This window comes from Microvirga flavescens (genome assembly GCF_003290125.1).
GTDB classification, from domain to species: domain Bacteria; phylum Pseudomonadota; class Alphaproteobacteria; order Rhizobiales; family Beijerinckiaceae; genus Microvirga; species Microvirga flavescens.
Genome location: NZ_QMKH01000002.1, coordinates 366,645 through 380,320, shown reverse-complemented (window position 1 = coordinate 380,320; position 13,676 = coordinate 366,645). Strand labels below are relative to the sequence as shown.

At 60.0% G+C, this 13,676-nt stretch carries 16 protein-coding genes; 4 read left to right on the top strand and 12 right to left on the bottom strand.

The window, feature by feature from the left end:
- Positions 1 to 80 precede the first annotated feature (80 nt).
- The 10 genes from atpC to DQW91_RS06520 form a co-directional block, all read right to left on the bottom strand.
- Entirely contained in the window at positions 81 to 482 is a 402-nt protein-coding gene (gene atpC, locus DQW91_RS06565; RefSeq protein WP_112662780.1) for an ATP synthase F1 subunit epsilon, read from the bottom strand.
- 35 nt (positions 483 to 517) lie between these two features.
- A complete protein-coding gene (ppk2, locus tag DQW91_RS06560; RefSeq protein ID WP_112662779.1) occupies positions 518 to 1,351 on the bottom strand; it encodes a polyphosphate kinase 2 in 834 nt (277 codons plus the stop codon).
- A 100-nt stretch (positions 1,352 to 1,451) separates the two neighbouring features.
- A complete protein-coding gene (locus DQW91_RS06555) occupies positions 1,452 to 2,303 on the bottom strand; it encodes a bile acid:sodium symporter family protein (RefSeq protein WP_112662778.1) in 852 nt (283 codons plus the stop codon).
- On the bottom strand, positions 2,303 to 2,971 hold the full coding sequence (locus DQW91_RS06550) for a 3-oxoacid CoA-transferase subunit B (RefSeq protein ID WP_112662777.1): 669 nt from the start codon (positions 2,969 to 2,971) through the stop codon (positions 2,303 to 2,305). The genes DQW91_RS06555 and DQW91_RS06550 overlap by 1 nt, the downstream gene beginning before the upstream one ends.
- Before the next feature lie 3 nt (positions 2,972 to 2,974).
- Entirely contained in the window at positions 2,975 to 3,622 is a 648-nt protein-coding gene (locus tag DQW91_RS06545) for a CoA transferase subunit A (RefSeq protein ID WP_112662776.1), read from the bottom strand.
- A 42-nt stretch (positions 3,623 to 3,664) separates the two neighbouring features.
- Positions 3,665 to 4,471 carry an enoyl-ACP reductase FabI gene (gene fabI / locus DQW91_RS06540; protein ID WP_112662775.1) on the bottom strand — a complete coding sequence of 269 codons (807 nt, stop codon included), beginning with the start codon at positions 4,469 to 4,471 and terminating at the stop codon, positions 3,665 to 3,667.
- Positions 4,468 to 6,822, bottom strand: coding sequence for a DUF3141 domain-containing protein (locus tag DQW91_RS06535; RefSeq protein ID WP_112662774.1), 2,355 nt, complete (start codon positions 6,820 to 6,822; stop codon positions 4,468 to 4,470). Before DQW91_RS06535 ends, fabI begins: the two co-directional genes overlap by 4 nt.
- Before the next feature lie 33 nt (positions 6,823 to 6,855).
- Entirely contained in the window at positions 6,856 to 7,371 is a 516-nt protein-coding gene (locus tag DQW91_RS06530) for a hypothetical protein (protein WP_112662773.1), read from the bottom strand.
- Between the two features lie 15 nt (positions 7,372 to 7,386).
- The gene (locus tag DQW91_RS06525) at positions 7,387 to 8,595 is read right to left on the bottom strand and encodes an acetate/propionate family kinase (RefSeq protein WP_112662772.1); all 1,209 of its coding nucleotides are present in this window, start codon (positions 8,593 to 8,595) and stop codon (positions 7,387 to 7,389) included.
- Between the two features lie 3 nt (positions 8,596 to 8,598).
- On the bottom strand, positions 8,599 to 9,576 hold the full coding sequence (locus tag DQW91_RS06520) for a phosphate acetyltransferase (protein ID WP_112662771.1): 978 nt from the start codon (positions 9,574 to 9,576) through the stop codon (positions 8,599 to 8,601).
- Positions 9,577 to 9,911: 335 nt separating this feature from the next.
- Between DQW91_RS06520 and DQW91_RS06510 the strand changes: the two genes are divergently transcribed.
- Positions 9,912 to 10,280 carry a DUF488 domain-containing protein gene (locus tag DQW91_RS06510; RefSeq protein ID WP_112662769.1) on the top strand — a complete coding sequence of 123 codons (369 nt, stop codon included), beginning with the start codon at positions 9,912 to 9,914 and terminating at the stop codon, positions 10,278 to 10,280.
- A 1-nt stretch (position 10,281) separates the two neighbouring features.
- Here DQW91_RS06510 and hutX read toward each other — a convergent pair whose 3' ends face one another.
- A complete protein-coding gene (gene hutX / locus DQW91_RS06505) occupies positions 10,282 to 10,809 on the bottom strand; it encodes a heme utilization cystosolic carrier protein HutX (RefSeq protein ID WP_112662768.1) in 528 nt (175 codons plus the stop codon).
- A gap of 10 nt (positions 10,810 to 10,819) precedes the next feature.
- Complete coding sequence (gene hmuQ, locus DQW91_RS06500) at positions 10,820 to 11,152, bottom strand: heme-degrading protein HmuQ (protein WP_112662767.1); 333 nt, start codon at positions 11,150 to 11,152, stop codon at positions 10,820 to 10,822.
- Positions 11,153 to 11,528: 376 nt separating this feature from the next.
- Between hmuQ and hemP the strand changes: the two genes are divergently transcribed.
- The 3 genes from hemP to DQW91_RS06485 are packed head-to-tail and all read left to right on the top strand — an operon-like array spanning position 11,529 to position 13,671.
- On the top strand, positions 11,529 to 11,699 hold the full coding sequence (gene hemP, locus DQW91_RS06495; RefSeq protein WP_245410927.1) for a hemin uptake protein HemP: 171 nt from the start codon (positions 11,529 to 11,531) through the stop codon (positions 11,697 to 11,699).
- Positions 11,700 to 11,713: 14 nt separating this feature from the next.
- On the top strand, positions 11,714 to 12,592 hold the full coding sequence (locus tag DQW91_RS06490; protein ID WP_112662766.1) for a heme/hemin ABC transporter substrate-binding protein: 879 nt from the start codon (positions 11,714 to 11,716) through the stop codon (positions 12,590 to 12,592).
- The gene (locus DQW91_RS06485; RefSeq protein WP_112662765.1) at positions 12,589 to 13,671 is read left to right on the top strand and encodes a FecCD family ABC transporter permease; all 1,083 of its coding nucleotides are present in this window, start codon (positions 12,589 to 12,591) and stop codon (positions 13,669 to 13,671) included. The genes DQW91_RS06490 and DQW91_RS06485 overlap by 4 nt, the downstream gene beginning before the upstream one ends.
- Positions 13,672 to 13,676 lie beyond the last annotated feature (5 nt).

Sequence of the window (13,676 nt, the reverse complement as noted above, 5' to 3'; positions counted from 1 at the left end):
AGCCTCCAAGACCATCGGCCCCTTCGGGCCTCGTATGTTGCGGCCATATCGTCAGTATGGCCATAATTCCGGCATTCCCGCTAGAACGAAAGCGTCACCCGCATCTGCTTCAGCCTGCTTAAGGCGAAATCCAGATCGCGGCGCGAGATGTCATCGCGGGTCACCTCGCGCAGCGTTTCCAGGCGAACGACCTCTTCATGCAGGCGTTCCCGGGTGAGCTCATCCGGCGGAAGAACCCAATCGGCCAGAACCGTGACGCTCTCGCCTGTAATCTCGGCAAAGCCTCCACGAATGAAAGCGCGATGCCCATGCTCACGTACATCAGTGACCGTGATGAACCCGGACTGCAGCCCTGCGATCGTCGGCTCGTGCCCAGCCATGATGGTCATATCGCCGGCGATTGCGGGCAACATCACGGCCCGCACGACGCCGGAGAAGATAACGCGCTCGGGGGATACCAGCTCGAACATGATATCGGCCATGCTTGGCGCCTCCTTGCCTGTTGCATCTGCCATCCTCAATAGACGGACGGCACAACGTGAATTGCCGGCAGCCCTTCAGAAGCACCTTTGGGCCTGGGCTGGGACTTTGGAATCTTGGGAAGGTCGAGCTTGATCTTCTTGTAAGGGATCATGCTCAGCATGTGCGAGATGAGGTTGAGCCTCGCGCGCCGCTTGTTGTCGGCGGGAACGATGTACCAGGGGCTTTCCGGCGTGTCGGTATCGCGCAACATGTCCTGGTAGGCGGCCGTGTAGTCCCACCAGCGGCGCACCGACTCTGTGTCCATCGGGCTGAGCTTCCAGTGCTTGACCGGATCGTCGATGCGGTCGGAAAAGCGCTTCAGCTGCTCCTCCTGGCTCACATCGAGGAAGTACTTGAGGAGAATGAAGCCGTTGTTCACCAGCTCACGCTCGACGGACGGCGCGAGGCGGATGAAGCGCTGATATTCGGCATCGCTGCAAAAGCCCATGACCCGCTCGACGCCGGCGCGGTTGTACCAGGAGCGGTCGAACAGAACGACCTCACCGGCGGCGGGGAACTGGGCGACATAGCGCTGGATGTAAAGCTGGGTCTTCTCCCGTTCCGTCGGAGCCGGAAGCGCCACATGCCGAAAGATCCGAGGACTGACCCGTTGCGTGATGCGGCTGATGACGCCGCCCTTGCCGGCGGTATCCCGGCCCTCAAAGATCACGATGATCTTCGCACCCGTTTCTTTGACCCAGGTCTGCAGGCGCACCAGTTCGGTCTGGAGCTTCCTCAGCTCGCTCTCGAACTCCTTGCGCTTCATCTTCTTGGGCACGGCAGCATCGTCATCCTCTCCCTTTCTTTTTAAGGAACGCTTCTGTTTCATAGTTGCTCCTCCGTGTGGCGAACTGAAGCGTGGCTTGTACTCAGAATCTGGCGCAGCCGGAGATAATAGGAAGGGGGGGCGTGTGCGCCGCGTGCGAGCTTCAGGGCGGCGTGCGGCGCCACCACAGCGCAGGCAGAAGAGAGCCCAGCAATTGCACGAGCCCGTAAGCCAGGACGGCGGTGGCGGCGGATGTGCCAGCAAAGGCGCCCCCCGCCGTGATGGTCAGGCCGAGCCCGACATTGCGAATTGCGGTGGTCAGGGCGACCGCCTTGCAGTCAGGATCTCTCTTGCCGCCAGCCAGCCAGCCGGCAGCGAGGCTGAGACCGAGCAATGCCAGCATGCCGAGAATTCCAAGACCCGTGACATGCAGGAGTGGGCGAAACTCAACGGCGATGAGGAGGGTAAACGTCGCCGCATTGAGAACCTTGCTCAGCGTGACAGCGGGCTTGACCAGGCGGGCCGCGAGATCCGGAAGCCAGTGCCTTGCCGCAAGGCCTATACCGAGGGGAAGAAGCTGAATCAGGAACATCGCCTTGAGCATGCCGAGGGTATCCACCGTCACCGCCGTTTCGCCGGTGGTCAGTGGCAGAAGGGCGGGCAAAAGCAGCGGTGCAATGAAAACGGATGAAGCGGCCAGAAGGGCCATCAACCCCACCGAAGTCGCCGTGTTGCCTTGAGCGATGGCCGTCAGCGCCGGGCCGTAGGGCGCACCGGGGCAGACGGCGAGGATCATGAAGCCGAAGGCGACCGTAGGCTCGGCATGAAACAAGCGCAGGAGTACAACAGTCATCGCGGGCACGACCACGTAGTTAGCGAACCCTGCGCGCAGCATCAGCCGCCAGTCGCTCGCCGCCGCAATCACAGCCTCAACCTGGACGCCCAATCCTGTCGCGACCATCAACTCGACCAGCGTGACGGTGACGAGAATGCCGATCACCTGATCCGGGTTCATCAGGGCTCTGTCCGAGGTTCGAGTGCCATTCGCGGGACGTTGTCAGGCACGAAGAGATCGGCTTCCGTCGCTGCAAGAACCTCTTCGACGCTCACGCCGTCCGCTATTTCCATCAGAGTCGCTCGGCCATCCTGAAACGCGATCGCGGCAAGCTCTGTCACCACGAGGTCTACCGGGCGGGTCGATGTCAGGGGCAGCGAAAGGGCATCAACAATCTTCGATTTTCCCTTGGCGGTGTGCTGCATCGCCACGACAACGCGCTTTGCTCCCGTGACGAGATCCATCGCTCCGCCCATGCCGGGCACCATCTTGCCGGGGATCATCCAGTTCGCGAGAAGCCCGCGTCGGTCGACTTGCAATCCGCCAAGCACCGTCAGGTCAAGATGCCCACCGCGGATAAGCGCGAAAGACATGGCGCTATCGAATGTCGATGCTCCCGGCAGCGCCGTGACAGGCCGTCCGCCCGCATCCGTCAACCATGGCAGTGCCATGCCTTGTTCGGGGATCGGACCCGTGCCGATGAGGCCATTTTCCGATTGGAAGAAGACATGGATTCCATCCGGCACGAAGTTCGCCACCAGCGTCGGGATACCGATGCCTAGGTTAACGAGCATGCCGTCCCGAAGCTCCCGGGCAATGCGCTTGGCAATGATGGTTTGCGCGTCCATGCGTCATGCCTTTGCGATGAGATAATCGACGACAGGAGCCGGAGTGACGACATGGTCCGGCGCAACAACGCCGACCGGAACGATGTTATCCGCGTTTGCGATAACCGTGTCCGTGGCCAGCGCCATCAACGGATTGAAGTTCCGTGCCGTGAGCGCGTAGGCGAGATTCCCGATGTAGTCGGCCAGGAATGCGTGGATCAGTGCGAAATCCGCACGTAAGGCAACTTCCAGCAGGTACTCGCGCCCATTGACCGTGATCTTACTCTTGCCCTCCTCGACAACCGTTCCGATTCCTGTGGGGGTCAAAATACCGCCGAGGCCGCAACCGCCGGCGCGGATGCGCTCCACCAGAGTCCCCTGAGGAACGAGATCGACCTGCAGATCGCCAGCCATCATCTGTTGCTGGGTTTCCGGGTTGAGGCCGATATGACTGACGATGACCTTGCTTAAAAGGCGAGCGGTGACAAGCTTGCCGATCCCGATGCCGGGAGAAGCTGTATCGTTGGCGATGACAGTGAGATGGCTCTTTTTCTGTCGGAGGATTTCATCGATCACCGCCTCCGGCGTTCCCACGCCCATGAAACCGCCGATCATCAGGCTCGCCCCATCGGGGATGATCGCTACCGCGTCGTGAAGTGAAATCGTCTTCATCCCCGAGCCTCGTTCCGGAAGCGATAGGGGCCGCGCCACATACTACGCCATGATGCTGAGGCCACCATCCACATAGATCGTCATTCCTGTCAGCCGTCGCGCATAGGGCGTTGCAAGATAGGCGGTGGTGAGCCCAACGTCGTCGATGTCCACTAGCTCGCCGATAGGCGCCCGCTCGCTCGCCTCGGCAAGAAGGAGGTCAAAGTCCTTGAGGCCTGAGGCCGCGCGTGTTTTGAGCGGTCCCGGCGATACCGCATGAACCGTGATGTTCTTCTCGCCGAGTTCATAGGCGAGATAGCGGACGGCGCATTCCAGCGCGGCTTTGACCGGTCCCATGAGATTGTAGTTCGGAACGACCTTGTTGGCGCCGTGATAGCTCATGGCGAGAAGGGTACCGCCATTGTCCATCAGCGGTTCGGCCAGGCGCGCCATGCGAACGAAGGAATGGCAGGAGATGTCCATTGCAGTCTTGAAGCCTTCGGGGGAGCTGTCCACAAGGCGGCCCTGAAGATCCTCCTTCGGGGCGAAGGCAATCGAATGTAACGCGATGTCGAGGCCGCCCCATTCGTTGCGGATGCGCTGGAACACGGCCTCGAGTTCGCCTTCCCGCCCGACATCGCACGGTGCGAAGATCGACGCGCCAAGCTCATTGGCGAGAGGCTCGACATACGACCGCGCCTTCTCGTTGAGATAGGTGACGGCGAGGTCCGCGCCGAGCCTGCGGAAGACTTTCGCGCAGCCATAGGCAATGGAATTCTCGTTTGCGATGCCGAGGATCAACGCACGTTGCCCGTGCAGAATCCTCTCTTCCTGCGGCACAAGGTCTGAGGGGATCGGCTTGACGTTCATTGGTGAGTCCTCGCGCGCTTGTTGCTCTGGCGAACGCGATGCGGGCTCTCTCGCTTTTGCGGATGGACAAGATGAGGCACCGTTGCTCTTGCGTGATGCGTCTCCCCGTCATCAAGCAAGCGGCGGAAGTCTTCATACAGGGCGATCTGGTCCGGTGTGGCTCCAATCCCGGTTGCAAGGCGCTTGAAAATGGCGAGCGCATTTTCACGATCGTTATGCGCGAGAAGCATCTTGGGTAATGTCGCCAAGGCCTGCTCTGGTTCATAGTCCACGATGTAGGACTGCTCGCGGATGATCTCGCGCGCCAAGTCATCGGGCATGCTCAGGAGGCCAATGTCCTCTCCAACGAGTTCACGCATATGCTTCATCGTGGAGAGTCGGCGCTGGCCCGGACCGGCCCTTCTCATCAAAAGCGCCATGCGGACGAGCGCTTTTGTGAGGCTGCCTTCGCCGATGTGAGAGAGCGCTTCGCGAATGGTTTTGTTCTTGACCGGTTTTTCGGCGGCAGGCTGTACTGCGCCCGTGCCGCCGTGCTCCGCGATGCTCACGGGGGCGTAGGTGGAAAAGAACATGTTCTCCACTGTGGCGTCGCGCAGGTCCCTGAACAAGTCCCATGAAGCCGACGTCATCGCCGCAAGCCAGTGCTCAGTTCCGGCAGCGGGGCCGCTTTCCTGTCGTGGGGTTCTGTTGGCCCGCACGAATTCCGCCCATGCCTTGACGGGAAGAATGTAGGGATTGAGATCGGAAATCGCCCATCGCTGTACGCGCTGCGGATGCATGCCGCGCGCAACTTTGGCGGCCGCCGGTGAAACAAGCGGTGCGATGACGGGATGAACGGTCTTTTCATAAAGGGCTGCATTCATCTGAGAGGTTTGCGCCACCGCCTCAAATGGAACCTCATCGTTGCGATGATATTTCTGCAGGGTCTGCAAGTCCTCGACCCGCAGTTCTGTCAGAAGAGCATCATACTGGACGCGGCCATCGACCTGATTTTCCTCAACCTTCATTCCATAAAGGCCCGGCGGCAAATGCTCGATGTACTCGATCAGATCGACGATCTGCGCATGCTCGCGTTTGGCAACCTGACCGGAGACGAAGATGCCGAGATGTCCGACGCTGCGGTGCATCAGACCGACGATGACCTGTCCATTGGCCTTGAGGGCCTCTGTTGTCGGGTAAAGGTCAGCGACCCAGTTGAACGCCTGTTGCGGCGGGGTGATATTGTCGCCCAGAGAAGCGAAGATGATGATCGGAGATTTGAGATCCCGCAGATCGTAAGTTTGACCTTCAGACCATTCCGCTTTTCCTGTCGCCAGCTTGTTGCCGACAAAAAGGTTTTCGACGATCCACTTGATCTCATCCCGGTCCATCAGGAAGTAACCGCCCCACCAGCGCTCGAACTCCAGAAAGCGTTGCGGCTCGGTGTCGATCTTCGAAAAGAGCGTATAGTACTTATCGAAGAACGTGTTCGCGGGATTGAGATACTCAAAATTGTCGACGAGATAGGCGCCGTCGAAGATCCCGCCGCCAAGATCGCTCGCAAGGAGAGCGGGCCATGTTCCGCCAAGCATTCCTCCCGCATATCGCATCGGGTTCTCGCCATCATTCCCGGCCCAGTAGGACATCGGCGCGCCATTGATGACGATGGGTCCCGGAAGATCCGGATCGAGCGCGCCGACGAGCATGGCGGCCCAGCCACCCTGGCAGTTGCCGACGATGACGGGCTTTCGTGCTTCAGGATGACGCTTTTTTACGATCTTCAGAAATTCGGCCTCAGCGCGTGAGACATCGGCCAGCGTTTGCCCTGGTATGGGTTCGGGGAAGAAGATAACGAAGTAGACCGGATGACCGGCTGCGAGAGCGACGCCAACCTCCGAGTCCTGCTTGAAACCACCGATGCCGGGGCCATGCCCCGCGCGCGGATCAATGATGACGAAGGGGCGTCGGTCAGGCGATGTTTCGGCGCCCTTTGGGGGAATGATCCTCACCAGCGCGTAATTCACGGGGTGTTCGAACTCGCGCGCATCGGCAATCATGTCCCACTCGAACTGGAGGAGGGGAGGCTTGCCCGCCTTCTCATGCTCGATCCAGTTGTTGCCGCGCTGACGAAGCGTATCCCAAAACAAGACCGAGCGTTGGCCGAAATCGATCCAATAGGAACTCGCGTCTTTCCAGAGTTCGAGCGGGGCCGCCGACGGGGCCATCGCCTTTGACCAGCTTTGGCCGGCAGCGCTCGCCGCATCCGTGTATCGTTGAAATGCTGCCTGCCACCTCTTTTGATAAACCTCGGCGATCTTGCCTTGCACCTGCGGCAAAGCGGAAAGAGATGAGGAGGCTGTCGGCTGCGGCATGTCGTGTCCCCTTGTTGTTTCGATCCTTGTCCGTCAGAGCGCTTTCTCGGTTCCCCAACTCAGGAAAAAGCCGACATCGCCGGGCATCCCGCCGGGCCATTCGATGATCTGGGCTTTCAGCTTGTAGCCAGCCGCCTTGAGTTGATTTTGCCACAGCTCGAAAGCCTGGCGAGGACGGCCGGTCAACGTTTGCGGCCAATCCGGATCACTGTTGTTGATGGCGCGCCCGTGATCCGAGCACAGATCGACAGGAAAACGCATGACCATCAGCTCCGTTTCGCCGCGCTGAGCCGCAGTGCGCAGCTTGTTCAGGAGGTTCTGGCCGATCTCCTTCAGGCGTTCGGGAGTAAGGTCGACAGGCTGAGTCAATGTCTTGACCATATCTTGTCGCGCCTTGGCGGCGCGGTCCATCGAGTCGACGGCCTTCGAGGCGCGCGCCATCTGCATTTCGGTCATGTAGTTGCGCAGATCGATGGCGGACATGAAGCTTTCATCGCCAAGGGCTTCCTCAAGAAGTGGTTTCATGCCCTGTGTCTTTAGCGTTTCCATAGAGACCTCCGTTGTTCAGGATGCCAGCCGGCGCGCTGTTGCGCTCAGCACCTGACTCATCTGTCTCGCGACGACGAGTTCCTCGTTTGTCGGGATGATCCATGCGCCCGGAGCCGACCCGGTGGTGATCCGCGTTGCGTGAGAGCTGTTTGCGGTATCGTCCAGCGTGAAGCCGGCCCATGTGAGATCCTCGAGAATAGCGGCGCGGGTCGCCGCGTCGTTCTCTCCGATGCCTGCCGTAAAAACGATGCCATCGATGCCGCCGAGTGCCGCGATCAGGGAGCCGATTTCGCGCGTGACCCGATAAACGAACAAGTCGATAGCCCGCTGCGCGTTTCGGTTGCTTGAAGCTTGCGAACGCAAGGTGCGCATGTCGCTCGAGAGGCCCGAAACTCCGAGGAGGCCTGACTTGGTGTAGAGAATCTTCTCCACCTCATCGGCATTGAGCTTCATGTCGCGGAGCATATAGAACACCACGCCGACATCGAGAGCGCCGCATCGCGTGCCCATCGGCAACCCGTCGATGGCGGAAAAGCCCATGCTGGTTGCGATGCTTTTACCGTTCTTCAGCGCGCATACGCTGGCGCCATTGCCTAAATGAGCCACCACGACGCGGCCTGTTTTCAGGCGGGAATCGTAATCCGCGAGAACCGACGAGATGTAACTATAAGAGAGGCCGTGAAATCCGTAGCGCAGCACGCCCGCCTCCGTCATCTCATGGGGGATGGCGAAGAGCTGCGCGATCTCAGGCTGGTTGCGATGAAAAGCGGTATCGAAGCACGCGACTTGCGGAATATCTGGGGCACGGCGGCTAAGAATGTGGATTGGCTCCAGATTATGAGGCTGATGAAGAGGGGCAAGCGGCTTCAGCGTCTCGAGTTTTTCCAGGACGGTTTCATCGACGAGGACGGGGCCGTCGAAGAACCTTCCGCCGTGGACGATGCGGTGCCCCACCGCGCCCAGCTTGTAGCCACCGCGATGTGCCTGCATCCAGCCAACGAGTTCGACCAGTGCCTCCTCATGGCCGAAAGGCATGCGCCCTTCCCAGGTCATATCCGCCACGACGGTTCCGTCACAATCCTTCACGATAAAGTGCGGAGAGGTGCCGATGCCTTCCACCATGCCGCGATAGATGATCTTGGGGTCGGGCGAGCCTGCAGGATCGAAAATCTGAAACTTCAGGCTCGACGACCCTCCGTTGAGAACGACAAAGACGGACGACATCGATCAAACCTCCGGCAGTGAGAGCCTGGCACGCTGCGTGTCAGCAATCAGCGACGCGACAGCGCAAGAGGCGAGGCGGGTGAGCTTCGAGTCGGCACGACTGGTGAGGATGATGGGAACGCGCGCGCCGAGAACGATCCCCGCGGCATCGGCGTCGGCGAGAAAGGTCAGGCTCTTGGCGAGCATGTTCCCGGCTTCCAGATCAGGCACGACAAGCACGTTGGCCTGCCCTGCCACGGGAGAGCTGATGTTCTTGATGTGAGCGGCGCCAAGGTCGATGGCGTTGTCGAGAGCGAGCGGCCCGTCAAGAATTCCTCCCGTGATCTGGCCGCGGTCAGCCATCTTGCACAGAGCGGCTGCTTCGATCGTCGATGGTACCTTGGGGTTCACCGTTTCCATCGCCGACAGGATCGCGACGCGAATATTCTCGACACGAAGGGCGCGGGCGAGGTCGATGGCGTTTTGGACGATGTCCACTTTCTCTTCGAGCGTAGGTGCAATGTTGATGGCCGCGTCGGTTATGATGAGCGGCTCGCTGTGGTTCGGAACGTCCATCACGAAACAATGGCTGATCCGGCGTGCGGTTCTCAAACCTCCCTCCCGCCGGACGACCGCCGCCATGAGTTCGTCCGTATGGAGGCTTCCCTTCATCAGCGCCTCGACCTCGCCGGTACGAACGAGATCGACGGCTTTTTCCGCCGCCGCATGGCTGTGCGGCGCGTCGACGACGATCAAGGCGGCGAGATCTTTCTTCAGCGTCCTGGCTGCGGCCATGATCTTGTCCCGAGGACCGACGAGAACAGGCTCGATCAGACCGAGATCAAGTGCCTCGAGAACAGCTTCGAGGGACGAGGGGTCGCAAGGGTGAACGACAGCAACCTTCAGCCTCGGAAGAGAGCGTGCAACAGCGACCAGCCGCTCATATTTTTCATGGCGGCGTGCCGGCCCTGCTGCCTCTTTTGTCGAGGCATGAGAAGGCATGGTCCGTTCTCCCGGTTCCCAGCCCGTTAACACCTGAAGCGGCGCTTTGTTTCCGCAATGCAAAATGCAAATGCTGATTCTTTTCAGCGGTAATGTTCTAACGATCCATGGAGGCTCGCAGATCCAGGAGGGGTTGCAGGTCCTCGAGGATGCGTCCTTGCTTGGGTTCGTGAGCGGCACGAGCATGAGCCCGAACAGAACCAGCATGGGAAAACCGAACAGCCAATTAAAGCTCATGGCGCTTACGACATCACGCCCCTAAAGAGCATGCCCGTGTGGCCAACCTATTCCGATCGGTTTATTCTCCGCGCAGACAGGCGCATTGGATGACAGGTATGGCGCATATTCCTCCAGACCATATCAGGCTGAAGCGGGTCTACAAGGCTGTGACAAGAGAAGATGGTCAGCGGGTCCTGGTCGACCGGCTGTGGCCGCGCGGAATGAGGAAAGAAGATCCGCGGATAGGGGTCTGGCTCAAGCCGCTTTCCCCAAGCAATGAACTGCGCAAATGGTACGGCCATGATGCGGCGCAGTGGGATGAGTTCCAGAGCCGCTATGCGGAAGAGCTGCGGCAGGTCCCTGACGACATCGCGGCACTGCGCAAGGTAGCGCGCGAGGGCATCGTCACGTTGGTCTATGCCGCCCAGGACGAGACACGCAACAACGCCGTCGCTCTTCGAAACATCCTGCTCGGACGGTCATGAATCAGCCGAGTGCTTGGGCCCCCTGCATCAGGCGCTCGCGCAGGGTCTCAAAGCGCGCGAGCTGATCGCCCTTGAGGCTGCGGTCCTCGTTGCGCCCCACGAACACCTTGAACATCGCCTCGCCGTCTTCGTTGATGAACTGCACGGAGCATGAGCGCTTTCCGAAGAAAGGGCGGTCGACGAGATAGATGAGGCTGCAACGGTCCGCCTTGATGTGTCCGCTGATCGGGCTGGCGCCGTGAACATTGAAATAGCCGCGCCCCGTTTCTCCATTTGGGAGAGAACCCTTTGTCTCGAAGACGCCGTCCCGTGTATGGACAACGAAAGTGATGTCTCCCCAGGCCGTCAGCTCGTTCCAGACGCTCTCGAAGTCGCCGCCCGCAACCGGGGAGGCTGCATTCTCGCCCAGGCATTCCAGAACTGTCAGAAGCGGCACGCCGTGCTTTTCCGCGACGGCTTCGAGAATCCCGTCGGGCTTCTCTGTGAGATCATGCCGGATCGCAGTCCGGATGTTGTCCATTGCACTCATGGCGTGGTCCTCACGCCGCCGCTTGCGGCTGGCGACCGATGGTCTGCAGAACCTCGAAGCCTTCAAATTCAGGGTGGCCGAGAGTCAACTGCGGCCCGGCGCTGGCGCGTGTGTGCGCAACACGGAACTGCTCCGATTGGGTCCAGGCTTCGAAATGCGCTTTCGTTTCCCAAAGGGTGTAGGAGGAATAAAGCACATGATCCTCGCGGGCTGGGCCGCGCAACAGATGGAATTCAACGAAGCCTTCAAGCTCGTGAAGGTAGCTCTCGCGCTTGAGCCAGATTTGTTCGAATTCCGTTGCCGCTCCCGTGCTGACCTTGAAGCGATTCATAGCGATGAACATGGTTCGTTCCTTCGTATCCTGGCAAGGCGCAGGTGAGGGACCTTCAGCGCCGCGTGGTTTGCTGCGACCGGCCGGTCTTTCTTCTCTCTCGCGGAGGCATTCGGGCGCGCCAAAGCCACCGCGCAGAAAGATAATCGTCCTGCCGATTCAGTCTCTTTTCAGATTTTTAATTCTGGAATGGCTGGCTTGCGCAGAAAATTTCTTCGCGCTGGCTGGCTATCTCTTCTCTCCGGGTGAGGGAAGATTTGCATCCGATATCCAAATCGAGTAACGGCGTCAATGCTGACTTGTGAATGCTCAGTTTTACATAATTCTAAACTGCGAATACATGATCAGTATATCGATATACATTAGAATCGATAAAATGGAGTTCGCCGTGTCCAATCCGCCGTTGTCGCCCGATCAGAAGAACGAGAAGCCCGTCGCCCTCAAAGAGATCGACGTGGCGACTTTGGTTGGGGGAAGTCGAGAGGCCATACTCGTCCATCGCGGCGAGCGGTATCGGCTGCGGATTACGGCTAACGGCAAGCTCATCCTCACCAAGTAGAGAAACCATTCGTCATGACACGCCTGTCCCGTCGCGAGATGATGCTCGCATCGCTGTTGCCTCTCGCATTTCCAGCGCACGCTTCCGCATCGCGCCGGATCGTCAGCATCGGTGGCGCAGTGACCGAAATTCTTTATCGCCTGGGAGCTGAGCCCGAAATCGTCGGCGTCGATTCCACAAGCCAGTTCCCCGTCGATGCATTGGGCAAGAAGGCCAATGTCGGCTACATGCGGACCCTTGGCGCGGAGGGTATTCTCTCGCTCTCTCCAACGCTCGTCCTCGCGTCCGAAGCCGCAGGGCCTCCGGACGCTTTGCGCTTGATCGAGCAGGCAGGTGTCACCGTGGTGCGGATCACGGACGAACCGAGCCAGGTAGGAATCGTGCGCCGCATCCGGGATATCGCGCAGGCGATTGGCGCACAGGATCGCGGTGCCGCGCTGGTTGAGGACGTGGAGCGGGGCTTCTCGCGCCTTGGGCAGGCGCATTCGAAAATTGCATCCGGTGTACGGGCGCTGTTTGTTCTTTCGATACAGAACGGGCGCCCGCTCGTTGGCGGGCGCGGCACGACAGCAGATGCCATGCTTGCTCTGGCGGGTGCAACCAATGTGGCCTCTTCCCTCGAGGGCTGGAAGCCCTTGTCGGATGAGGGCCTGATCGCAGCCGCCCCCGAGGTCATCGTGATGGTCAGTCACGGTCCCGGCGGCGCTGCCGCAGATCCTTTCGCGTTGCCTTCTTTCGCCGCGACACCGGCCGCGGCCAAGCGCAGGCTCGTCGTGATGGATACGCTCTATCTTCTTGGGTTTGGTCCCCGCACACCAAACGCTGCGGGCGATCTCATGCTGGCGCTTTATCCTGACCTCGCCGATGAGGCGAAAAAGGCTTTGCGCCCATGACAGCTCACGCCTTCACGCGGAGCGGGCTTCGTCTGCATCGGGAAGACCGTCAACGCATCACGCTCGGGATGTTGCTGGTGCTTCTCGTCTGCGTGAGTTTTCTCGGGTTAGGTCTGGGAGCAACCGGCATCCCGATGACGCGGGTCTTGTCGATCTTGGCAAGCGTCATCAATGGTGACACCGCAGCGCCGACGGGGGAGGCGCTCATTGTCCTGCAAGTACGGCTGCCGCGTCTTCTGCTCGGCATGCTCATCGGTGCGGCGCTCGCGTCATCGGGGGCGCTGATGCAAGGGTTGTTCCGCAATCCGCTCGCCGATCCGGGACTTGTTGGCGTCTCCTCCGGCGCGGCTCTTGCGGCGGCTGCGACCATCACGCTGGGCGACAGATTTCTAGCGTCCCTGATCGGGGCGCTGCCTTTCGGCGCATTGCCCGCCGGAGCATTCCTTGGTGGTCTCTTCACGACATTGGGGCTCTACCTCATTGCGACCCGCGCCGGGCGAACATCCATTGCAACCATGCTTCTCGCAGGTATCGCCTTGGGGGCGCTTGCAAATGCTCTGATGGGGCTTCTGGCTTATATCAGCGATGACAGGCAGTTGCGGGATTTGTCGTTCTGGTCGCTCGGCTCGCTGAGCGGTGCCACATGGGCGAAGGTTGCGGGCGTCACGCCTTTCATTGTCCCCGCTCTTCTTGCGATGCCTTTCCTCGCACGAGGATTGAATGCGCTTTCTCTTGGCGAGGCAGAAGCGTTCCATCTTGGTTTTTCCGTTCAGCGCGTGAAGGCGCTTGCGATCATTCTTGTCTCCGTCTCTGTCGGAGCAAGTGTTGCTTGCGCCGGCATCATCGGGTTTGTCGGCATCGTCGTGCCGCACATCCTGCGGCTTTTGTCCGGCCCCGATCACCGGTTTCTCTTGCCTGCTTCGGCTCTGCTCGGCGCTATTCTACTGATTACGGCAGACATCATTGCGCGTGTGATTGTGGCACCCGCGGAATTGCCGATCGGTATCCTCACCGCTGCGATCGGCGCACCGTTCTTTCTGTGGCTTCTCCTTCGTCGGCGCGGGGAGATGATGCTGTGAGCGCC

Coding starts and splice junctions, on each gene's coding strand:
- DQW91_RS06485 (WP_112662765.1), top strand. CDS start 12,589: ATGACAGCTCACGCCTTCACGCGGAGCGGGCTTCGTCTGCATCGGGAA.
- DQW91_RS06550 (WP_112662777.1), bottom strand. CDS start 2,971: ATGGACGCGCAAACCATCATTGCCAAGCGCATTGCCCGGGAGCTTCGG.
- fabI (WP_112662775.1), bottom strand. CDS start 4,471: ATGAACGTCAAGCCGATCCCCTCAGACCTTGTGCCGCAGGAAGAGAGG.
- DQW91_RS06535 (WP_112662774.1), bottom strand. CDS start 6,822: ATGCCGCAGCCGACAGCCTCCTCATCTCTTTCCGCTTTGCCGCAGGTG.
- DQW91_RS06525 (WP_112662772.1), bottom strand. CDS start 8,595: ATGTCGTCCGTCTTTGTCGTTCTCAACGGAGGGTCGTCGAGCCTGAAG.
- DQW91_RS06555 (WP_112662778.1), bottom strand. CDS start 2,303: ATGAACCCGGATCAGGTGATCGGCATTCTCGTCACCGTCACGCTGGTC.
- ppk2 (WP_112662779.1), bottom strand. CDS start 1,351: ATGAAACAGAAGCGTTCCTTAAAAAGAAAGGGAGAGGATGACGATGCT.
- hutX (WP_112662768.1), bottom strand. CDS start 10,809: ATGAGTGCAATGGACAACATCCGGACTGCGATCCGGCATGATCTCACA.
- hmuQ (WP_112662767.1), bottom strand. CDS start 11,152: ATGTTCATCGCTATGAATCGCTTCAAGGTCAGCACGGGAGCGGCAACG.
- DQW91_RS06530 (WP_112662773.1), bottom strand. CDS start 7,371: ATGGAAACGCTAAAGACACAGGGCATGAAACCACTTCTTGAGGAAGCC.
- DQW91_RS06490 (WP_112662766.1), top strand. CDS start 11,714: ATGACACGCCTGTCCCGTCGCGAGATGATGCTCGCATCGCTGTTGCCT.
- atpC (WP_112662780.1), bottom strand. CDS start 482: ATGGCCGATATCATGTTCGAGCTGGTATCCCCCGAGCGCGTTATCTTC.
- DQW91_RS06510 (WP_112662769.1), top strand. CDS start 9,912: ATGGCGCATATTCCTCCAGACCATATCAGGCTGAAGCGGGTCTACAAG.
- DQW91_RS06520 (WP_112662771.1), bottom strand. CDS start 9,576: ATGCCTTCTCATGCCTCGACAAAAGAGGCAGCAGGGCCGGCACGCCGC.
- DQW91_RS06545 (WP_112662776.1), bottom strand. CDS start 3,622: ATGAAGACGATTTCACTTCACGACGCGGTAGCGATCATCCCCGATGGG.